This is a genomic window from Flavobacterium sp. (assembly GCF_041392085.1).
GTDB lineage: Bacteria > Bacteroidota > Bacteroidia > Flavobacteriales > Flavobacteriaceae > Flavobacterium.
The window spans coordinates 1-23,091 of the sequence record NZ_JAWKMW010000013.1; the positions used below are offsets into that span (position 1 = coordinate 1).

At 33.3% G+C, this 23,091-nt stretch carries 19 protein-coding genes; 11 read left to right on the forward strand and 8 right to left on the reverse strand.

Annotation, left to right across the window (positions count from 1 at the left end; translation table 11 throughout):
* The 6 genes from R2782_RS11420 to R2782_RS11445 form a co-directional block, all read left to right on the forward strand.
* On the forward strand, positions 1-1,344 hold a 1,344-nt coding region (locus tag R2782_RS11420), incomplete at its 5' end, for a SulP family inorganic anion transporter (RefSeq protein ID WP_371268383.1).
* A complete protein-coding gene (locus tag R2782_RS11425) occupies positions 1,328-2,092 on the forward strand; it encodes a DUF2490 domain-containing protein (protein WP_371268385.1) in 765 nt (254 codons plus the stop codon). The genes R2782_RS11420 and R2782_RS11425, both read left to right, overlap by 17 nt.
* Positions 2,093-2,221: 129 nt before the next feature.
* Complete coding sequence (locus tag R2782_RS11430; protein WP_371268386.1) at positions 2,222-3,751, forward strand: T9SS type A sorting domain-containing protein; 1,530 nt, start codon at positions 2,222-2,224, stop codon at positions 3,749-3,751.
* 14 nt (positions 3,752-3,765) lie between these two features.
* Positions 3,766-5,169, forward strand: a complete 1,404-nt coding sequence (locus R2782_RS11435; RefSeq protein WP_371268387.1) for a peptidoglycan DD-metalloendopeptidase family protein — start codon at positions 3,766-3,768, stop codon at positions 5,167-5,169.
* A gap of 63 nt (positions 5,170-5,232) precedes the next feature.
* Positions 5,233-5,904: a hypothetical protein gene (locus R2782_RS11440; RefSeq protein ID WP_371268388.1), complete on the forward strand. Its 672-nt coding sequence runs from the start codon at positions 5,233-5,235 to the stop codon at positions 5,902-5,904.
* A 376-nt stretch (positions 5,905-6,280) separates the two neighbouring features.
* Positions 6,281-7,033, forward strand: coding sequence for a fibrobacter succinogenes major paralogous domain-containing protein (locus tag R2782_RS11445; RefSeq protein WP_371268389.1), 753 nt, complete (start codon positions 6,281-6,283; stop codon positions 7,031-7,033).
* Positions 7,034-7,120: 87 nt separating this feature from the next.
* Here the strand turns inward: R2782_RS11445 and R2782_RS11450 are convergent, their stop codons facing one another.
* From R2782_RS11450 to miaB, 8 genes are all read right to left on the reverse strand, one after another.
* Entirely contained in the window at positions 7,121-8,098 is a 978-nt protein-coding gene (locus R2782_RS11450) for a helix-turn-helix domain-containing protein (protein WP_371268390.1), read from the reverse strand.
* Between the two features lie 251 nt (positions 8,099-8,349).
* Entirely contained in the window at positions 8,350-9,984 is a 1,635-nt protein-coding gene (gene groL / locus R2782_RS11455) for a chaperonin GroEL (protein ID WP_371268391.1), read from the reverse strand.
* Between the two features lie 40 nt (positions 9,985-10,024).
* Positions 10,025-10,300 carry a co-chaperone GroES gene (gene groES / locus R2782_RS11460; protein ID WP_371268392.1) on the reverse strand — a complete coding sequence of 92 codons (276 nt, stop codon included), beginning with the start codon at positions 10,298-10,300 and terminating at the stop codon, positions 10,025-10,027.
* A 150-nt stretch (positions 10,301-10,450) separates the two neighbouring features.
* The gene (secG, locus tag R2782_RS11465) at positions 10,451-10,801 is read right to left on the reverse strand and encodes a preprotein translocase subunit SecG (protein WP_371268393.1); all 351 of its coding nucleotides are present in this window, start codon (positions 10,799-10,801) and stop codon (positions 10,451-10,453) included.
* 1 nt (position 10,802) lies between these two features.
* A complete protein-coding gene (locus R2782_RS11470) occupies positions 10,803-11,954 on the reverse strand; it encodes a tetratricopeptide repeat protein (RefSeq protein WP_371268394.1) in 1,152 nt (383 codons plus the stop codon).
* A gap of 90 nt (positions 11,955-12,044) precedes the next feature.
* Positions 12,045-12,548 carry an LptE family protein gene (locus tag R2782_RS11475; RefSeq protein ID WP_371268395.1) on the reverse strand — a complete coding sequence of 168 codons (504 nt, stop codon included), beginning with the start codon at positions 12,546-12,548 and terminating at the stop codon, positions 12,045-12,047.
* 4 nt (positions 12,549-12,552) lie between these two features.
* Positions 12,553-13,815, reverse strand: a complete 1,263-nt coding sequence (locus tag R2782_RS11480) for a sigma-54 interaction domain-containing protein (RefSeq protein ID WP_371268396.1) — start codon at positions 13,813-13,815, stop codon at positions 12,553-12,555.
* 59 nt (positions 13,816-13,874) lie between these two features.
* Positions 13,875-15,323: a tRNA (N6-isopentenyl adenosine(37)-C2)-methylthiotransferase MiaB gene (gene miaB, locus R2782_RS11485; RefSeq protein WP_371268397.1), complete on the reverse strand. Its 1,449-nt coding sequence runs from the start codon at positions 15,321-15,323 to the stop codon at positions 13,875-13,877.
* Between the two features lie 176 nt (positions 15,324-15,499).
* Here miaB and topA point away from each other — a divergent pair, with 176 nt between their 5' ends.
* The 5 genes from topA (at position 15,500) to gldM (ending at position 23,080) form a co-directional block, all read left to right on the forward strand.
* The gene (topA, locus tag R2782_RS11490) at positions 15,500-18,016 is read left to right on the forward strand and encodes a type I DNA topoisomerase (protein ID WP_371268398.1); all 2,517 of its coding nucleotides are present in this window, start codon (positions 15,500-15,502) and stop codon (positions 18,014-18,016) included.
* A 3-nt stretch (positions 18,017-18,019) separates the two neighbouring features.
* Positions 18,020-19,168 (forward strand): formimidoylglutamase, encoded by a 1,149-nt coding sequence (locus tag R2782_RS11495; protein WP_371268399.1) that lies wholly within the window; start codon positions 18,020-18,022, stop codon positions 19,166-19,168.
* A 205-nt stretch (positions 19,169-19,373) separates the two neighbouring features.
* Positions 19,374-20,774, forward strand: coding sequence for a gliding motility lipoprotein GldK (gldK, locus tag R2782_RS11500; protein WP_371268400.1), 1,401 nt, complete (start codon positions 19,374-19,376; stop codon positions 20,772-20,774).
* 64 nt (positions 20,775-20,838) lie between these two features.
* A complete protein-coding gene (gene gldL, locus R2782_RS11505) occupies positions 20,839-21,483 on the forward strand; it encodes a gliding motility protein GldL (RefSeq protein ID WP_371268401.1) in 645 nt (214 codons plus the stop codon).
* A 46-nt stretch (positions 21,484-21,529) separates the two neighbouring features.
* Positions 21,530-23,080 (forward strand): gliding motility protein GldM, encoded by a 1,551-nt coding sequence (gene gldM / locus R2782_RS11510; protein WP_371268402.1) that lies wholly within the window; start codon positions 21,530-21,532, stop codon positions 23,078-23,080.
* Positions 23,081-23,091: the final 11 nt, after the last annotated feature.

Genomic DNA, 23,091 nt, shown 5'->3' on the forward strand with positions numbered 1-23,091 from the left:
GACTCAGTTTTAGGCTGGAAATTAGCATTGGGAGCAATGGTTGTTGCCGGATTGATACAAATTCTTTTTGGAGTTTTTAGATTGGGAAAACTTGCTGATTTTTTTCCGCTTTCAACTATTCATGGAATGTTGGCAGCTATTGGAATTATTATTATAGCTAAACAAATCCCAATTTTATTAAACGATAATCCGCTGTTAGCCAAAGGTATGAATCCGGTAGAATTGTTGTTGAATATTCCAAAGTTCATACTTAATTTAGATGTTAAGGCTACGTTTATTGGAGTAATCAGTTTGACAATTATGTTAGGTTGGCCATTCATTAAAAATAAAAATATAAAAATGATTCCGGCTCCATTAGTGGTTTTACTTTTTGCTATTCCGGCCGAATTAGTAATGGATTTTACTCATACTGAACCTCCTTACGCATTAGTAAAAATCGGAAGTTTAGCTGATAATCTTCATTTTAATGTAGATTTTTCTGGGATTAATCAAACCGGAATTTTTATAAAATATGTTATCATGTTTGCTTTAGTTGGTTCGTTGGAATCATTATTAACTGTAAAAGCAATTGATTTAGCCGATCCGTTCAAAAGAAAATCAAATGCAAATAAAGATTTAATAGCGGTAGGGATTGGAAATACGTTAGCTGCTTTTTTAGGTGGTCTACCTATGATTTCAGAAGTTGCCCGAAGTTCATCAAACGTAAATAATGGAGCTAAAACACGATGGGCAAATTTCTTCCACGGGGTTTTCATTTTACTTTTTGTTTTATTGGCGTCGCCTTTATTAGAAATGATTCCGAATGCGGCATTAGCAGCCATGTTAATTACTGTTGGAATAAAATTGGCTCATCCGAGAGAGTTTCGACATATGCTTCACATTGGAAAAGAGCAGTTGTTTATCTTTACAGGCACGGTAATTGTGACACTTTTCGAGGATTTATTGGTAGGAATAGCTTTTGGAATGTTGTTAAAGATGATTATTCATGTGGTGAACGGCACTCCAATTTCTTCCTTTTTTAAAGCCCAAACTATTGTCTCTTTTGAAGGAAATACATATTATGTTGAGATAGATAAATCGGCTATTTTTTCAAATTATTTAGGCATTAAAAGAAAGTTGGAAGAAATTCCGCCGGGTTATCAAGTGGTAATTGATTTGAAGAAAACTAAATTAGTTGATCATTCTGTTATGGAAAATTTAGAGCATTTTAAACATGATTATGAAACTCATGATGATGGAGGAACCGTAACTATTCATGGATTGGAAAACCATACACCATTGTCTAATCATCCAAAAGCATCTAGAAAAAATAATTTAAAGATTAAATATGAAGAAGTTAATTAAACCACTTTTACTTTGTTTTTTAATAATTGTATTTATTGGAATTCAAAAAATTCAGGCACAAGAAGAATCAGCAAACACGAATGTTTGGTTTCATTATTATGGTAAAAACATGGTTTCAAGTAAATTATCGTTTTCTTTTGAAGCAACGATGCGTTATGCTAATGGGGTTTCAGAGAAGCAACAATATTTTGTGCGTCCATCGGTAGATTATCAGTTCACTAAGCGGTTTATGGGAACAATTGGCTACAGTCATTACAATACCTATTCATATGGAAATCCGGCGATGAATAGAACTAGTATTCCCGAGGATCATGTTTGGATTCAAGGAACTTTTCTGCACACTAAAAAGGATTTAAAAATTACCCATCGTTTGCGTGATGAGTTTCGATTTGTTGGTATTGCTAAGTTAAATAATGATGGAGAATATTCTATTGATGATTACGATTACAGAAACAGACTGCGGTATATGATTTTATTAAATTATCCATTGTTGAAAAAGGAAGAATCTACAAAATTATTTGCAGTTTTAGGAGATGAAATTTTTCTGAATATAGGTTCTAATGCGGGTAAAACATTCTTAAATCAGAATCGAATCATAGGTGGTTTGGGCTATAATTTTAATAAAAACCATCAAATTCAACTCAATTACATTCATCAACATATTTGGAATTTTTCCAACACACTTTTAGAAAGTAATCCAACAGTTAGGCTAACTTATATCACTAATTTTGATTGGACAAAGCCATAGTAAAAAAATAAGAACCTGAATTAATTTCTGAATAGTAAACATGTTCTGATATTTTGAAAATATCAATATTCGATACCTTTTTTATTTCATAAATAGTTGATTTGTTATTGAATTTTAATCAAACAAATTATGAAAAAATTATTACTCTCCATTTTCGCATTGTATTTTATTTTAAACGCAAATGCACAAACACTCGACATTGAATGGCAAGACCATTTTGGAGGAACAGCTTCAGATTATGCCAATGCAGTTCTACAAACTTCGGATAATGGTTTTTTTGTTATTGGACAAACGCCTTCAAATAATATAGACGTTAGCGGTAATCACAGCACTAGTGATGATGCTTGGTTGATAAAATTGGATAGCTCAGGAGATTTACTTTGGCAAAAATGTTTTGGTGGAACAGGATCAGAGCAAGGTCTTTCAATTATTTCTACGAATGATGGAAATTATGTCTTTGCAGGTTCAGCTTCATCAAATAATAATGATGTAAGCGGAGGAAATGGGAGTAATGATTTTTGGGTTGTAAAATTTAATGCCACAGGAACTATACTTTGGCAAAAGTGTTTTGGTGGAACTTCCTATGAATGGGCTTATGGTGTTAAACAAGCATCTGATAATGGCTATTTTGTTGTTGGAGCTACAGGTTCTATCAATAATAATGTAAGTGGAAATTATGGAGGTTTTACAGATGGTTGGGTAATAAAACTTAACGAGAATGGAGAATTGTTATGGCAAAAATGTGTTGGCGGAACAGGAACAGATGCTTTGCGAGATGTTCAAACAACAGCTGATGGTGGTTGTATTGTTGTAGGATATACAAATTCAGTTGATAATAATGCTGTTGGTAATCATGGTAATAATGATGTATTGGTAGTTAAACTTAATTCAAGCGGAACAGTAGAATGGAGTAAATGTTTTGGAAGCACTTCTGCGGACGTTGGACAAAAAATAATTTCTACTAATGATGGGAATTATATTTTTGTGGGCACAGCGGGTTCAAATAATAATGATGTTAGCGGAAGTAATGGAGGTCAGGATATTTGGGTTGTTAAAATAAATACATCAGGCAATATTATTTGGCAAAAATGTCTTGGTAGTTCTTATAGCGATATCGGACGTTCAATAGCAAAAACATCAGATGGTAATTATGTGTTAACTGGAGAAGTTAATGGTAACAATGGAGATGTCTCTGGAGCTAATGCTAATGGTTTTGCTGATGTTTGGATTGTTAAAATTGATGATTTAGGCAATCTATTATGGCAAAAATGTGTTGGTGGAATTAACGCAGATAGCTCTAGTGCAATTCAACAAACAACAGATGGCGGTTATATTATTGCCGGTAGTACTTTTGCAACAGATAATGTAACCACAAATGGTCTTTATGATTATTATGTTGTTAAGCTAGAAAGTGATGCTTTAGGTATTCCTGAATTTAATTCAACTATTGGTTTGTACCCTAATCCATCTAATCATAAAATCCATTTTTCAGAATTGTTGAAGAATGTTGAGATTTATGATTATTTAGGAAGAAGAGTTAAATCGACACTTGAAATGATTGATTTTATAGAAGTTAATGATTTACAAAAAGGGAATTATCTACTAAAAGGGAAAACAACAGAAGGTACTATTGTATCTAAAAAAATTATAATTAACTAAAAAAAATAAAGAGTATGGATAATAAAATTACATTCATAATCGGTACAATCTTATTATTTAATTTGAATTTGTTTTCTCAAAAAACTTCGGAAACAGTAAATGGAGGAGAATTCAAATTAGAAAATAAAACAACTTGTCTGACAGATACTCAAAGAGAATTGATTAAGCAAGAACTTCGCTTTAATATTGAAAAATTAAAAAGTGAAGACAAATTATTATATTCTGATAATTCTGAAAATCGTGGATCAAGTGTTTTATTCAATTGGCCAGTTCAAAAAGCAACAGGTGTAACCTATAATGATGTTTGGGGAATCTCTGGCTATGTAGATCATAATTCGGCTTATCCAAATCAGTTGTTAGACTACAATTGTGGAACGCGAACCTACGATACTGCGGCAGGATATAATCATGCAGGAGTTGATATTTTTTTATGGCCTTTTTCTTGGCATCAAATGGACAACAATAAAGCTGAAATTGTGGCAGCAGCAGCAGGTCAAATTATCAATAAAGGAGATGATGAATTTGACAGAAGTTGTCAATTTAATAATAATGTTTGGAATGCAGTTTATATACAACATGCCGATGGTAGTATAGCTTGGTATGGTCACATGAAGAACGGTTCTGTAACTACAAAACAGATTGGCGATTTTGTGGAAGAAGGTGAATATTTAGGAATAGTTGGTAGTTCAGGCAATTCAACCGGACCACATTTGCACTTTGAAGTGTATAGTAATGCTACTTTAACACAATTAATCGATCCTTATGCAGGAAATTGTAATAGTTTAAACACTTCAACAAAATGGCAAAATCAAAAACCTTATAATAATCCAAATGTAAATGCAGCTTTAACGCATACTGCACCTCCAGTTTTTCCTGCTTGTCCTCAAGCAGAAATTACTAACGAAAGCAATCAATTTAATCCTGGACAAATGGTCTATTTTACAGTGTTCTTAAGAGATCAAGCAGCTAACACTATTATCAACCTTAAAATTAGACGACCTGATAATACAATATTTGAAAGTTGGAATTATAATTTAACTCAAAATTATAATAGTGCTTATTGGTATTGGAATAATAATACCTTTACAATTCAAGGAGAATGGAAGTGGGAAGTTACGTATCAAGGACAAACCGTTGTTCATCCGTTTACTATTGGAAACTTAAGTGTTGATGATAATGATTTAAATTCAGTTTCAGTATATCCAAATCCGTTTAATGACAAATTGACTATTTCATCTGAACAAATTATCAAAAAAGCAACAATTGTAGATATGCTAGGAAAAATAATTTATAATCAACAAAATTTTTCCGAAGGAATTGAAACTATAAATCTTCTAAACATTTCAAAAGGAATGTACTTTCTAGTTTTAGAATCAGAGAATAACCAATCGAAGACAATAAAAATTGTAAAAAATTAACTTAAACCAATAAATATGAAAACAAATTATTTTTTTAAATATATAAGTATTTGCTTTTGCTTAATGTTATTTAGTTGTAGTAATGATGATGATACCACCGAAGTAGGAGATTGTCAATTAATTTCTCTTGGAAATGGATTGTCAGCAGCAGAAGAATGTGGATTGTACGAATATGTTTCCGAGTCTGGTGTTACAATTAAGATTTATTCACATGGCGCTGTGACTTATACTGATGCTTCAACATTTTCAAATGATTTTACAATTCAATTTTGGGGAAGTGATGAAACGGATAACAGTTATTTATATGGCAGTCATGAAAACCTTAATGGTAAACATATTAAAGATAGACTAGGATTAAACCGAACTATACTTCATCCCAACGGATTAAAGATTACCTGTGTTTCTTCAGGTAATGATGTTTTTACATGGGCAGATTATTTTACTTCAATAACTATATACGATGGAGCAATAGTGCATCATATTAATTTATTGACTAATCAAGTTGAATACAGCGGAGTTAATCAATACATTGCTGATAACCTAGATGCAAACGAAGCTGACGGCGAAACAAGTACATATGAAGTTGTTGGGGAAATGCTATATTTTTTTAATACTTATACAGAAAATGAACTTGGAAACAAAGTAATAGAACGTGTTGATTTAGGTAGTTTAAACAGTATTAATCAAAACCAAGTTAATGATTTATTTGATGATCCTAGATTAGGACATACTTAATTTAAGATATAGAGTTAGTTAATAAAAAAAGGTTCGATTTTTTAAACGAACCTTTTTTTGTTGGTATTTAAATTAAAAGTTTATTTGATAATTAACTTTTTAGTCAATTTAGCATTGTTTTCTGAAATTATCTCCTTTTGTCGTGAAGGGCAATTTAGAGCTTTGCGTTATGTTTCAAAACGATTTTAGCTTTGAGTTAAGGTTAATACTGTAAAATTATTAAAAAAAGAGATAGTAGCAGAATTGTAAAAAACGTCTCAATTTTTTGAGACGTTTTTTACAAAATTTGTTCGGAATATTTGAAAGTGTAAATATTTAAACCATCTCTTTTTTTGATAAGATTAGTTTCGTGGCAGTATTTTTAAAAAATTATATTATGAGATTAGTTTCCAAATTTTTTATTGCTTTTTTGATTTTAGCATATTTAAACTCCTGTAGTAGTGACGATGAATCTAGTGATATAGATAGCGACTCTTTAAACGGAAAAACCACAGCTAATTTTAATTCATCCATTACTTATGGTACGATGACAGATCAGGATGGGAATATTTACAAGACAGTTACTATTGGTACACAAACTTGGATGGCAGAAAACCTTAGAACTACCAAATATAACGATGGGTCGGCTATTGATCATGTTACCGATAATGAAGAATGGACCGATTTAACAACAGGAGCTTATTGCAACTACAATAATACTACTGATGCTGTACAAATAGCAACCTATGGGAGATTATATAATTGGCATGCGGTAGATTTAAATAAACTTGCACCAGCAGGTTGGCACATGCCGAGTGCTGCTGAGTGGACAACACTTGCAAATTATCTAGGAGGAAATGATATTGCCGGAGGAAAATTAAAAGAAGGTGGTGTACAACATTGGAAAACTTATAATGAAGGAGCAACTAATGAAACTGGTTTTACAGCATTGCCTGGCGGTGCTCGAAGTAGTAGTACAGGGACATTTGTTTCTTTTGAAGAGCGAGGTATGTGGTGGAGCAGTACTTATGATGTTTTAAATTTTTCATACTCACGTTATTTGTATAATAATAATGATGATTTAGTTCAAGCTTCTTACGGTAGTAGTTATCTTACCGACGGTTTTTCGGTTAGATTGATAAAAGATTAGAAAGTAGAGTTTATTTGTTTTAGTAAGTATTTTAGTTAAAGATTAATCCGTTTTTTCTAAAATATAACAAACAACACCTGAATTTCTTCATATCAATTCAGGTGTTGTTTTTATGCTTTTTCGGTATTCTGATGGAGTATTACCAGTAAATTTTTTAAAAGCAGCATTAAAAGCTGTTTTAGAGTTAAAACCCGCTTCAAGACCAATTGAAATTAAGGTGTAGTTTTGAAACTCCTCTTGCTGTAGGTATTTTTTTGCTTCGGCTACCCGCAGTTCGTTAATGTAATTTGAAAAATTCTTTCCGTATTCTGTATTTAAAAGTCGGGACAGATAGGTTTTATTTATATTAAGTTCCTCAGCGACCATTTCTAAAGATAAGTTAGAATTTAAAAAGTTTTTTTCATCATTTACAAATTTTTCAAACAATACTAAATTTTCATTTTTAGCTGCCGAAGGTTTACTTTCCTTTTTTATCAATGCAACGCTGTTTATTGAAAATTTACGGATATTTTTTTGTTCCAAGAATACTCCAAAATGGTAAATTCCTACATGGCCTAAAATATAAATTGTAACTGAAAGCGAAACCCAAAGCGGGTAATAATATTTGAGTGCGTTTGTGGGATCAGAAGTAACCTCTAGAGTTAATGGAAGAATCCAATAAACGTTTAAGAAAAGAAATACATAAGAGAGAATCTTTAACCATTGAATGCTTCGATTTGGCAATTTAAAAGCTACTTCTACGTTGTACTTATTAATTAATTTCAGGCTAAAAATTATAAGAAAAAATGAATAAAGAATATTAAAGTATTCTTGTGCTATCCTGAAATAGTTGAAATACCTGATATCTTCTAAATGAAATATATTGATAGCAAAACCAATTTTTTCGAGTACTGATTCTGTTAATGCTATTATAAAAGGAATAAAAAAGATTAAATCTTTCTTGTTAAATTTTTGAGTTAAGTTTAAAAAATATTTTACATACAGATAAAATAACGCCATAAAAAGAGACGAAAAAGGGATGTAGAAATATTTAAAATAAGCATCTTCCGAAAAAACACCTGCCATATACAAGTAATTCTGAATAATATTATAAGAAAATATAAATATTAAACTTCCTAAGATTGCATTACTAATTGACTTATATCGCTTAAAAAAAAAGATAATTAATGAAAAAAAGATGCCTTGAATTGCACCTAAAAGCATAAGGGTATTTAGAAGGTCAAAAAACATGAAAGTTATTTTTTCAATAAAATTACAAAAAAACGTCTCATTTTTTGAGACGTTTTAAAGATATTGATACATTAGGAATAATAATTTTACATCATTCCCGGCATTCCGCCACCCATTGGCATTCCCCCTCCGGCAGGGTTTTCTTCTTTAATTTCAACTAATGCACATTCCGTGGTAAGAATCATTCCGGCAACTGAAGCAGCGTTTTCTAACGCCACACGTGTTACTTTTTTAGGATCAATGATTCCTGCTTTTAACATATCCACATATTCATCCGATTTGGCATTATAGCCAAAATCACCTTTTCCTTCGGCAACTTTTGCAACAACCACAGAACCTTCTAAACCTGCATTTTCAACAATGGTTCTTAACGGAGCTTCTACTGCACGAGAAACAATTTGAATTCCTGTTGCTTCATCAGCATTGTCTGCTTTTAATTTTGCTAAAACGGCTTTTGCTCTTAATAAAGCGACACCACCTCCGGCAACAATTCCTTCTTCAACAGCGGCTCTAGTTGCGTGTAAAGCGTCATCAACACGGTCTTTTTTCTCTTTCATTTCTACTTCAGAAGCAGCACCAACGTATAAAACTGCAACACCTCCGGCTAATTTAGCCAAGCGTTCTTGTAATTTTTCACGATCATAATCGGAGGTTGTAGTTTCCATTTGAGCTTTGATTTGGTTGACGCGATTTTTAATCATGTTGCCATTTCCAGCTCCATTTACGATAGTTGTATTGTCTTTGTCAATAGACACTTTTTCAGCTGTTCCCAACATGTCTAAAGTAGCATTTTCAAGTGTATAACCACTTTCTTCAGCAATTACAGTTCCTCCTGTTAAGATGGCAATGTCTTCCAACATTGCTTTTCTTCTATCGCCAAAACCTGGAGCTTTCACCGCTGCAATTTTTAAGGCTCCGCGTAATTTATTTACCACTAAGGTAGAAAGAGCTTCACCATCTACATCTTCGGCAATAATCAATAGTGGTTTTCCGGATTGAGCTACCGGTTCTAAAACAGGTAATAATTCTTTTAAGGAAGAAACTTTTTTGTCGTATAATAAAATGTATGGATTTTCTAATTCCACATTCATTTTTTCTGGATTTGTCACAAAGTATGGCGATAAATAGCCTCTGTCAAATTGCATTCCTTCTACAACGTCCACATATGTATCTGTACCTTTTGCTTCTTCTACTGTAATAACACCTTCTTTGCCTACTTTACCAAATGCGGTTGAAATTAATTCACCAATCACTTCGTCATTATTGGCTGAAATAGAAGCTACTTGTTTAATTTTTTCCGTAGAACTACCAACTTCTTTAGCTTGTTTACTTAATTCAGCCACTATGGCTTCCACCGATTTATCGATTCCTCTTTTTAAATCCATTGGATTCGCTCCGGCTGCCACATTTTTTAAGCCCTCTTTTACAATTGCTTGAGCTAGAACCGTTGCCGTTGTGGTTCCGTCTCCGGCTAAATCATTTGTTTTAGAAGCTACTTCTTTAACCATTTGAGCTCCCATATTTTCAAGAGCATCTTTCAATTCAACTTCTTTAGCTACGGTTACACCGTCTTTAGTTACGGTAGGTCCACCAAATGATTTGCTGATAGTAACATTACGACCTTTTGGTCCTAAAGTAACTTTTACTGCATTTGCTAATGCATCTACACCACGTTTTAAACCATCACGTGCTTCAATGTCGAATTTAATATCTTTTGCCATTTTTTTAAAGTTTAAAATAATTTAAATATTCAGTTAATCATTATACGATAGCCAAAATATCGTCTTCTCTCATGATGAGGTAATCTTTACCATCGAGTTTAAGTTCTGTACCTGCATATTTTCCGTACAATACAGTATCTCCGATTTTTACGGTCATGGTGTGGTCTTTTTTTCCGTTTCCAACAGCAACTACAGTTCCTCTTTGTGGTTTTTCTTTGGCAGTATCAGGAATAATAATACCTGAAGCGGTAGTTGTTTCCGCTTGAGCCGGTTCTACTAAAACGCGGTCTGAAAGGGGTTTAATGTTTACTGACATAATTATTTTGTTTTATTAAATTAAGTTTGACGATTTCGATTAGTCAGAAATTGTGCCAATTGAAAAAAACTGACATATTTTCAGTATAAAGAAGTCAAAAAAAATCCCGAAAAAATTCGGGACTTTATATAATACTATTTCAAGGTGTTGTTATTCTGTAACTGGGGCAGATTCTGCAGGAGCAGTCGTTGCATTTGGTGTTGAAATTTCAACAGGAGCAGCAGTTTCAGTATTAACTGGAGTGTTGCTTTTGTCTATTTTTATACTATCATTACTGTCATTGAAAGCTAAACTTGAAAACATAATTAAAGCAATTAATATGATTCCTAAAGTCCAAGTACTTTTGTCTAAAAAGTCAGTAGTCTTTTGAACTCCACCAATTTGTTGCGAGTTGCCAAAAGTAGAAGACAAACCTCCTCCTTTAGGGTTTTGAACCATTATTACGACGATAAGTAAAAAACAAACAATTGTTATTAATACTAAAAAAACTGAAAATCCCATGTTATTGATTATTTTGTTGTAAAATTTTAATGTCTTTAATTCGGTCTGCAAAGAAAATACTTTTTTCCGGATATTTCAAAATTAATATTTCATAAGCTTGAATCGCTTTAGAATATTTTTTTTGTTCCAAGTAAACACGAGCTAATGTTTCTGTCATAAAGTGTGTTGTATCACTTATTTCTATTGGTTTTGATGGTAAGTCAACTATTTCTTTTGCAGGTGTTATTCTTGGATTTGCTTCTATAAACTTATCAATTATTTCCAGTTTTTTTTGTTTGTCTGTTGTTTCTTCTTGTTTTTTCGCAATAACGTCTAGTGGTTTTTCACTGGTAATCGATTCTTTTTTCTCTTCAACTCGTTCAATAGGTTTAAAACTTGCTAGTTGCAACCATTCTTCAAATGAGTGTTTTTCATTTTGTGAGAAAGGAATTGGTTTGCCTATTTTTAGTTTTTCTTCAACCTGAGGTATTTGTTCTTCTGATGATGATTCTAAACTAGTTTGTTCAATTGGCGTAGAGTCATTTGAATTAAATTCTTCGATTTTATTCGTAACACCATCGTTTAAAATGATTTCTTCTGTGCTAGTATTTTGCTCAACAAAGGCTTGATTTGTTTTATTTTCTTCTCCAGAGAGTTTGGTTTCAACGTTCTCAATTGAAGTGGGAACAATTTCATTTGTTTGAATTATTTCTGAAATATCTTCACCGATTGGGTTGTTTTCCAATTTAATAAAATCAATGTCAGACGATTCAAATTCAACGGTTGGTTTAACAAAAATTGAAGAAACTTCTGAGGTAATTGTCTTTTGGTCAGTTTCTTTAGAAGCTATATAAGGTTGTTGAATTTCACTTTCAATTACTTCCATATCCATGAGCAAAGCTAATTTCTTCTCATAAATATCCTTTTCAATAATTGTAAACTCATCTGAAGTAATAAAATCAAACAAAACACTTCTGTCGGAGGTATGTGCTGCAGTTTGTTTTAAAGCAAAATTATATTTGTAACTATCTTGATTGTATAGTCCTTTGAGATATAACGCTCGTGCACTCTGAAAATAGGGGAAACTATCCACAACAGCTTCCAAAGCTTTAGATTGCTTCTCATTTACACTATTAGGGTTGTTCAGTAAGTATGTGTATTCGGATAAGTTCAAATCTGTTGTTTGTAGTTGGTATTAGGTTGATTGTCAAATTTATTCAAATTTATCAAAAATTAAAAAAGTAAACTTGCTTATTGTAATAATTTACCATTTTGCTAATGATGCATTAAAAATATCTTGCGTAATTCGTTCGAAGAGTTCCAATTTTGCAGTGGCTAATGTAGCACCAATCAACTGTTGTTCTGCCGGATAGTCATAAAAAAAGGAAAATGATTTCTCAAAATCGTCTTCTTCTTTTTTGGTGTTAGTAAAACGAACATTAACGGTCATTGTTACTCTGTTTTGAGCGGATCGTTGATCGGCGGTCGCAGTCATAGGAGAAATTCTAAATCCGGTTATTTCACCTTCATAAATTAAATCCCCTCCGGAAGTTGTTAAATTTAAATTAGTTTGATTTTGAATTAATTCTTGTAGGGCTATTGTAAAATCTCGTTCAAGACCAGGTTCAATTAATTCGGCATTGTTTTGAAAATAATTCACCTGAAAAGTTTCTGCATCAATCTTTCCCGTTCCTGTGAAGTTATAGTATTTACAGCTATTTACGGAAAAAACTATTAAAAAAAATAGAATGTATTTGATTTTTTTCATGATTCTACAAATCAAATTGTTTAATTTTTCGGTACAATGTTCGTTCAGAAATTCCTAATTCATCTGCAGCAGCTTTTCTTTTTCCGCTATTTCTTTCCAATGCTTTTTTGATGAGTTCAATTTCTTTTGCGTCTAATCGAAGTGTTTCTTCTTCTTCCACAGTTTCGGCAAAAAGATAGTTTCGATCATCGTCATCGTCTTCAAATTCTTCTTGATGCGACATATTTTGATTTGGAATAACGCTCATTCCGGAATCTTCAACTGTAATTTCAGCTTTGTCATGCTGACCGTATATTTTTTGAATCAAATTTTTGTTGGCTTCTTGTACTTTAGCACTGCCGTTTTGCATTAATTCTAACGTGAGTTTTTTTAAGTCATTTAAATCACTTTTCATATCAAAAAGCACCTTATATAATATTTCACGTTCGTTACTAAAATCACTTTCAGATTTTTTTTCTTTAATAACCGCCGGAAGATTTGAACTTTCTTGAGGTAAGTAGGAGTATAGGGTTTGATACGAAATAATACGATTGGTTTCTAAAACTGAGATTTGTTCTGCAATATTTCGCAACTGACGAATATTTCCACCCCAACGATATTTTAACAATAAATCAACTGCATTATCATCTAATTTAATGGGGGGCATTTTGTATTTCTGACTGAAATCGGCAGCAAACTTCCTAAATAACAAATGAATATCCTCTTTGCGGTCACGTAATGGAGGTAATGTAATTTCTATTGTACTCAAACGATAGTACAAATCCTCTCTGAATTTACCTTTTTGAATGGCTTCAAACATGTTAACGTTTGTAGCTGCTACAATACGAACATTTGTTTTTTGTACTTGAGAAGAACCAACTTTAATAAATTCTCCGTTTTCCAAAACACGTAGTAATCGTACTTGCGTAGTTAAAGGTAATTCGCCTACTTCATCTAAAAAAATTGTTCCTCCATTGGCTACTTCAAAATAACCATCACGAGCTCCGGTAGCTCCTGTAAATGAACCTTTTTCATGACCAAACAACTCACTATCAATGGTTCCTTCTGGAATAGCTCCACAGTTCACAGCGATATATTTTCCATGTTTTCTGTGGGACAGTGAATGAATAATTTTTGGGATGCTTTCTTTTCCTACACCACTCTCACCGGTTACTAAAACAGAAATGTCAGTAGGAGCAACTTGAATTGCTTTTTCTATAGCTCGGTTCAGTTTAGGGTCGTTCCCTATTATTTCAAAACGTTGTTTTATTGCTTGTATGGATTCCATATTTTTGTTTCAGGTTCAGGTTTTAAGTTAACTGTTTAACTTGAAATCTGATAAAAAAATTATTGCATCATTTCCGAATAACCAACCGCTTCTCCAATTAAGGTTGCTGCTGTACAATCATTGATTTTAACCATCACAAAATCACCAACTTTGTAATTTTCCTTTGGGAAAACTACAACAGTGTTTTGTGAGTTTCTTCCACTCCAATGCTCGTTGGAGCGTTTAGATTCCTTTTCAATTAGAACTTCTACCTCTTGACCTACAAATCGTTTGGTTCTTTCTAAACCTAATTTTTGTTGTAAATCGATGATTTCGTTTAATCGTCGCTTTTTTATTTCTTCCGGTATGTCATCTTCCATTTTACGAGCCGCTAATGTTCCCGGTCTTTCAGAATAAGCAAACATGAATCCAAAATCATATTTCACGTATTCCATTAAACTCAACGTATCTTGATGATCTTCTTCTGTTTCTGTTGGGAAACCCGAAATCATATCTTGCGAAAGTGAAATATCAGGAATGATTTCATAGATTTTGTCTACTAAAGCCATGTATTCTTCCCGAGTATGTTGTCGGTTCATTGCTGCTAAAATTCTTGTGCTACCACTTTGAACCGGAAGGTGAATGTATTTACAAATGTTATGGTGTTTAGCCATGATTTCAATTACTTCTACGTGCATATCTTGAGGATTAGATGTAGAAAAACGGAACCTCATTTTCGGGAATTGTATGGCACACATTTCTAATAATTGAGCAAAATCAACTGCAGTGGCTTTTTGCATTTCGGTTGCTTTGTCAAAATCTTTTTTCAAACCACCACCATACCATAAATAACTATCTACATTTTGTCCTAAAAGTGTTACTTCTTTAAAACCTCTATCGTATAAATCTTTGATTTCTGCTAAAATACTTTGGGGCTCTCGACTTCTTTCACGTCCGCGAGTAAACGGAACTACACAAAATGTACACATATTATCACAACCACGAGTGATCGAAACAAATGCATTAATACCGTTAGTATTCAATCGAACTGGAGAAATATCTCCGTATGTTTCTTCTTTAGATAAGATTACATTGATGGCATCACGACCTTCTTCTACCTCTTTTAATAAGTTTGGAATGTCTTTGTAAGCATCAGGACCAACCACCATATCTACAATTTTTTCTTCTTCCAAAAACTGACTTTTCAAACGCTCAGCCATACAACCTAAAACACCTACTTTCATGGTTGGATTTATTTTTTTTACGGCATTGTATTTTTCCAAACGCTTGCGAACTGTTTGCTCTGCTTTATCGCGAATAGAACAAGTGTTAACAAGAACGAGGTCAGCTTCTTCTAGGTTTTGAGTAGTGTTGTAGCCTTGTTCGTGTAAAATAGAGGCTACAATTTCACTATCGGAAAAATTCATTTGACAACCATAGCTTTCAATAAATAGCTTTTTTGTATTACCTTCTTTTTGTTCTAGAACCAAACTTGTACCTTGCTTGTTTTCTTCTATTATCTTTTCCATAATTGATTTTATCTGAAATCAGTCTGCAAAGATAATACTAAAAATGAAAATATGACAAGTTGGCAGATGTTGTTTAACAAAATAGTATTTTAAAAATACATTAGTAGGCGGTTTTTATTTTCTGAAAATCAATAATTAAAAAAAAACCATACTTTTGTTGCCAAACAAACATCTACATGGCAAAGAATTTAGTTATCGTTGAGTCTCCGGCAAAAGCAAAAACTATTGAAAAATTTTTAGGAAGTGAATATCAAGTTGAGTCCAGCTATGGGCATATTGCTGATTTACCATCTAAAGAAATAGGGGTAGATGTAGAAAAAGATTTTAAGCCAAAATATGAAGTTTCATCTGATAAAAAAGCCTTAGTAAGCAAGCTTAAAACGCTAGCTAAAAATGCCGAGATGGTATGGTTGGCAAGTGATGAAGATCGTGAAGGAGAGGCTATTTCTTGGCATTTAGCGGAAGAATTAAAATTAGACCCCAAAAAAACCAAACGTATAGTTTTTCATGAAATTACCAAGTCAGCAATTCAAAAAGCTATCGAAAATCCAAGAGGGATAGATTATAATTTGGTAAATGCACAACAGGCACGAAGAGTCTTAGACCGATTAGTTGGGTATGAATTGTCACCCGTTTTGTGGAAAAAAGTAAAAGCGGGGTTATCTGCGGGGCGTGTTCAATCGGTTTCTGTACGTTTGATTGTAGAAAGAGAAAGAGAAATCCAAGATTTTAAACCTCAAGCTTCTTATTCTGTTACGGCAGAATTTGCCAACGAAGCTGGAAAAACATTCAAAGCTAAATTACCTCATAATTTTTCAACCAAAAAAGAAGCAGAAGATTTTCTAAAGCAAAATAGTGGATCAATTTACAAGGTAGCTGATTTAGAAACAAAACCCACTAAAAAATCGCCTGCAGCACCCTTTACAACATCAACATTACAGCAAGAGGCTGCTCGAAAATTATACCTTCCTGTTGGTATCACAATGCAGATTGCTCAACGTTTGTACGAAGCCGGACATATTACCTACATGAGAACAGATAGCGTAAATTTGTCACAAGAAGCTATGACGGCAGCTCAGGCTGAAATTACTCGCTCATATGGTAAAGAATTTTGTAAACCCAGAACTTTTACCAGTAAAGCTAAAGGAGCTCAAGAAGCTCATGAAGCTATTCGACCAACAGATATGGCTAAACATTCATTAAGTGGTGAGCGAGACCAAGCCCGATTGTATGATTTGATTTGGAAAAGAACATTAGCTTCTCAAATGAGTGATGCCGAATTAGAACGAACCAATGTAAAAATTGAAGCGAATAATCATAATGAACATTTTACCGCGACCGGTGAAGTAATCAAGTTTGAGGGTTTCCTTAAAGTATATTTAGAAGGAAATGATGACGATGATGAGGAACAGGAAGGGATGTTACCGGCCATGAAATTAAACGAGCGATTGCTGAATAATTACATTATAGCCACAGAACGCTTTACGAGACCGGCAAGCAGATACACTGAAGCTTCTTTAGTTAAAAAATTAGAAGAATTAGGAATTGGTAGGCCTTCAACTTATGCTCCAACGATTTCAACGATTATTAACAGAAATTATGTTGAAAAAGGAAGTTTTGAAGGTCAAGAACGAAAATACAATCAACTAACTTTTAAAGGGAATGTGGTTGATTCAGTAATTTTATCTGAAAATACAGGTTCGGATAAAGGAAAGTTAGTGCCAACCGATATAGGTATAATAGTAAATGACTTTTTGGTGAAGAATTTTGCTACTATTTTGGATTATAATTTTACGGCAAAAGTGGAACAAGATTTTGATGAAATTGCAGAAGGAAATGAAGATTGGACCAAAATGATGCGTGATTTTTATAACCACTTTCATCCGGTTGTAAAAAATGTTGAGGAAAATGCAGATAGAGAAAGCGGTGAGCGTGTTTTAGGGAAAGACCCGAAAACAGGAAAGCAGGTGTCTGTACGTTTGGGTAAATTTGGGCCGATGGCTCAAATTGGAGATATAGATGATGATAACAAACAATTTGCCAGTTTAGGTGTCGATCAAAATATTGGAACTATAACTTTAGAAGAAGCATTGAATCTTTTCTTATTACCTAAAAATTTGGGCACATACAAAGGTGAAGAAATAGAAGTGAACAATGGACGATTCGGACCTTATGTCCGTTTTGGAAAAACATTTATATCACTTGCAAAAGGAGAGGACCCATTAGATGTCACTTTAGAAAGAGCCCAAGAACTTATTGATAAAAAAAACCAGGCGGATGCTCCAATTGGAGAATATAATGGTTTGCCGATCCAAAAAGGAGTCGGACGATTTGGACCGTTCATCAAGTGGAATGGTATGTTTATCAATGTAAATAAACAATACAATTTTGATAATTTATCACCATCTGATTTAAAAGAATTGATTGAAGATAAACAACAAAAAGAAATCGAAAAAGTCATTCACCACTGGAAAGAAGAAGGTATCAAAGTTGAAAAAGCAAGATGGGGTCGATCTATTGTTAGTAAAGGAAAAATTAAAATTGAATTGAGCAAAGATGTTGATGCAGAGAAGTTAACATTGGCCCAAGTGCAAGAGTTAATAGAAAAGAAAACCCCTTCCAAAAAAGCTACTGCTAAAAAAACAACTTCAAAAAAGGCTGCACCGAAGAAAACTTCGGTAAAAAGAAAATAATTTATGGCATTCGATTTTTTAGAACCCGTAGAAAATGCTGTTTTAGATTATATTAAAAATCTAAACTCTCAAACGCTTGGAAAAAAAGTAGTTTTTCACACGAAAGAAGATTTTCCGGATTTAAACCAATTTAATATCGCAATTATAGGGGTTTTAGATAACAGAGGTGCAAAAAAAGATTTTCAAGTGGATCTTTCTGCCATTCGGAATGAGTTTTATGCCCTATACCCGGGCAATTGGGACGCTACAATTACCGATTTGGGTGATATTCCTCAAGGAAATACTCAAGAAGATACTTACTATGCTGTTTCTAAAATAGTGTTGGAGTTAATTAAGAAGAAAATCGTTCCCGTCATTTTAGGTGGTACTCAAGATTTAACTTACGCATTGTATCGAAGTTATGACAAACTAGATCAAATGGTTAATTTGGCAACCATAGATTGTAAATTTGATTTTGGTAAAGATGAATCCAATCATACGGCAGATTCATATTTGTCTAAAATGATTGTCAATGAGCCAACAAACTTATTTAATTACAGTAACTTGGGTTTTCAAACCTATTATAATTCTCAGGAAGAAATTGATTTAATCGAAAAATTATATTTTGATGCCTATCGTTTAGGAGAAGTAAGTGCAAATCTTTCTTTAGCTGAGCCTGTTTTTAGAGATGCCGATATCGTTTCCGTAGATTTAACATCCATAAAATCAGCAGATTCAGGAAATTTTGTTACATTTACACCAAATGGATTTAATGGCAAAGAAATTTGTGCTTTAGTTCGTTATGCCGGATTAAGTGATAAAGTAACTAGTTTCGGGATATTTAATCATAATAATTTGGTTAATGAAAGCGTTTTAATAGCTCAAATTATGTGGTATTTTATAGAAGGATTTAATTTCAGATCGTTAGAATACCCAAATTTGAACCAAAACCTTTTTTTAAAATATATTGTTCCGATTGATGATATCGAACTGATATTTTTTAAAAGTCCTAAAACGGAAAGATGGTGGATTGAAATACCATTTATTTCAAATGTTAATAATAAATTAAAGAAAAATACGTTATTGCCCTGTACGTATGAAGATTATTTACGAGCATGTGACCAAGAAATACCCGAAAGGTGGTGGAAAGCACAACGAAAGAATTTGATTTAATTACAAATAAAATCCTACAAAAACAAGAAAAAGATGTATTTCATCGACAAAATAAGCATTTTATCGATATTTTTCTTTTTTGATTTGTAGATTATTTTTAGTTTTGGCTCAAGAAATAAATTTTACAATAAATAATTGCATTTTTAAAAAATTATAAATAGGTTTACGGCCTTAAAAATTCGAGTACATGATAACCCAAATTTATATGAAGAAGTTCATCGCATTTTCAACAATTTTAGTAACACTAGTAAGCTGTGGCTCTAGTGACAAAGGAGAGCTTGTAGGAGTTAAAGGTAAGAAATGGCATCCTGAGAAGCCTTATGGTATGACATTGATTCCTGGCGGGGCATTTATTATGGGTAAATCAGATGATGATTTAGCTAATGTACATGACGCACCTACAAAAACGGTAACGGTTCGTTCGTTTTATATGGACGAAACTGAAATTACAAACAGTGAGTACCGTCAGTTTGTGGAATGGGTTAAGGACTCAACTATCTACATGAAATTAGCTATCCTAGCTGATGAAATGGGGCAAACTTCTACTGGAGATGGAGGTAAAAAAGGAGGAGCTAGTATAGGTGATTATGCTTTTGCTGATGCTGATCCTGAAAAAATGACTCCCTACGACAAGTACATGTATGAAAACTATTATAGTGTTGGAACGGATGATGATATGTTTGCCGGAAGAAAGTTGAACAGAAAAGTAAAGTTAATCGAAGATACTGCTAAATATCCTGATGAATATTATGTAGAAGTAATGGATTCGATGTATTTACCTGCTGCTGAATCATACAATGGTTTGAGAACGATTGATGTTAACAAATTAGAGTTTAGTTATACTTGGATGGATATTCAGGCTGCTGCAAAGGCCAAATCCGGTAAAAGATCAGATTTTATAAGAAAAGAAAAAGTAAAAGTATATCCGGATACAACGTCTTGGATTAAGGATTTTGCTTATTCATATAACGAGCCGATGCACAATGATTACTTTTGGCACCAAGCCTACAGTGACTATCCTGTAGTAGGTGTTTCTTGGAAACAAGCTAAAGCTTTTTGTGCTTGGAGAACATTAAACAAAAATGCATACAGAAAGAAAAAGAAGCAAGAATTTATTAATACATTCCGATTACCGACAGAAGCTGAATGGGAGTATGCCGCAAGAGGTGGTCTAGAATCAGCGACATATCCATGGGGAAGCTTATATGCTAAAAATGATAGAGGTTGTTATTTGGCAAACTTCAAACCAAATCGTGGAGATTATGCCGCAGATGAAGCTCTTTATACAGTAGAAGCTAAATCATACGAGCCAAATAATTACAACTTATACAATATGGCTGGAAACGTTTCTGAATGGACAGATTCCTCTTATGATGCTGCAGCTTATGAGTATGTTTCAACAATGAACCCAACTGTGGGTGATTTGAAAAACAAACGAAAAGTAATTCGTGGAGGTTCTTGGAAAGATGTGGCTTACTTCCTTCAAGTAAGTACAAGAGATTATGAATATGCTGATTCAGCAAGAAGTTATATTGGATTCAGAACTGTTCAGGATTATATGGGAACTCAATCAACCGGAAACAGAAGAACCGGAAGAGCAAAATAAAACACTAAGTAAAAATTTAAACCAACTTTATATTAATTAACTTAACTAACTAAAATTTATTATTATGGCAATTTTAAGTAAAAAAGCAATGAACTTTGCTTACGGAATGGGAGCTGCGGTTGTAATCGTAGGAGCGTTATTCAAAATTATTCACTTTGAAATCGGACCTTTAACAGGAAACGTGATGTTAACAATCGGTCTTGTTACTGAAGCTATCATTTTCGCATTATCTGCCTTTGAACCTGTTGACAATGAATTAGATTGGTCTTTAGTTTATCCTGAATTAGCGGGTGGAGAAGCAAAAGAAAAAGGAAAAAAAGAAGAAGCTAAAGATGCTCAGGGATTATTATCTCAAAAATTAGATGCAATGTTAAAAGAAGCTAAAGTTGACGGTGAGTTAATGACTAGCTTAGGAAACAGCATTAAAAATTTCGAATCTGCTGCAAAAGGAATTGCTCCAACAGTTGATTCAATTGCAGGTCAGAAAAAATATAGCGAAGAATTATCGATGGCTGCTGCTCAAATGGAATCTTTAAACAGTTTATATAAAGTTCAATTAGAAAGTGCGTCTAGAAATGCAGAAGCTAACAAAGAAATAGCTGAAAATGCAGCGAAATTAAAAGACCAAATGCAGGCTATGACAGCTAATATTGCTTCCTTGAACAATGTTTACGGAGGAATGTTGTCTGCAATGGGAAATAGAGGGTAATTAGTTTTATCAATTTAACAAACAATTTAAAAAAAACTAATTAGAAATGGCAGGAGGAAAATTAACCCCTAGACAGAAGATGATTAACCTGATGTACTTGGTTTTCATCGCGATGTTGGCACTTAACATGTCAAAAGAAGTATTATCGGCGTTTGGATTATTTAATGAGAAGTTTGAAAAATCTAACGTTGCTGCAGTACAAACCAATCAACAAATTTTAGACGCCTTGAAGCAAAAAGCAACTGATGATGCTGCAAACTTTGCTGAGCCAAAGAAAGTAGCTGATAAAGTAGTAGCTTTGACAAAATCATTTTATGATTATGTTGGTAGTTTAAAAGCCGGAATCACAGAAGGAATTGAAGTAGATGAAGAGACTGGTAAATTACCTTATGAGGCAATGGATAAAGCTGATGCTATTGATTACACTTGGTTCAAAGGTGATGGATTGACAGAGAAAGGTCAAGAAGTTTTGGCTACAATCAACAAATATAGAGAGGACATGAAAGCTGCCATCGGGAAGGATAAAAAATATGCTCCGATTGTTGCAGATTTAGAATCTAAATTTAATACAGAAGATGTTAAAAATAAAGATGGAATTGTTATTCCTTATTTAGATTATCATTTTAGAGGTTTCCCTGGGATTGCTTCATTAACCAAGTTATCAGCAATGCAAAGTGATGCTAAAACTGCGGAGTCAAATGTATTAAATGCATTAATAGGTAATACCGCTATTGCACAAGCTTCAATGAGTAAATACAAAGCGATTGTGGTTTTAGATAAAAATGCATTTTTCCAAGGTGAAACAGTTACAGGTAGAGTAGTTTTGGGTCGTTATGATGATTCAACTGTTCCTACTAAAGTTGTAGTAAATGGAAATAATGTGCCAATTGAAAATGGTCAAGCGATTATCAAGTTTGGTGCTGGTAGCATTGGTGAGCAAAAAATCAATGGTGAATTTACCTTTATGGAAGATGGTAAACCTGTTCCAATTCCAATTGAAGGTAACTATGTTGTAGTTCCTCAACCAAAAGAAGCTACAATTTCTGCAGACAAAATGAATGTTGTTTATAGAGGTGTTGTTAACCCAATGACAATTTCGTTCGCTGGAGTTTCTGATAATGATGTAACAGCTTCAGCTCCGGGATTAACTAGAGGAAGTGGTCCAGGTAAATACAACATGAGTCCAGGACAAGGTACAGAAGCAACAATAAGTGTTACAGCGAAGTTACCTGGTGGTAAAACTGCATCCTCTAAAAAGACATTTAGAATCAAAAACGTTCCGCCTCCTTTCGGTGCTATCGGTAGAGAGATGGGTACCATTAAAGGTAGTAAATCTCGTTTAGAATCTTCACAAATTACTGCGGAATTACCTGATTTCTTGTACGATCTTCAATTTAAAGTTACTCAGTTTACTTTTAAAGTACCTGGTCAGGCTGCTGTAATTGTAAATGGAGATAGAGTTAATGCACAATGTAAAGCGGCTTTAGCAAGAGCAAGTCGAGGAGATCAAGTAACAATTTCGGATATCAAAACAGTTATTCCCGGAACAAATATTGTGACTGGTAGAACCTCACCGGTAATTTACGAAATACAATAATACAAGTAACC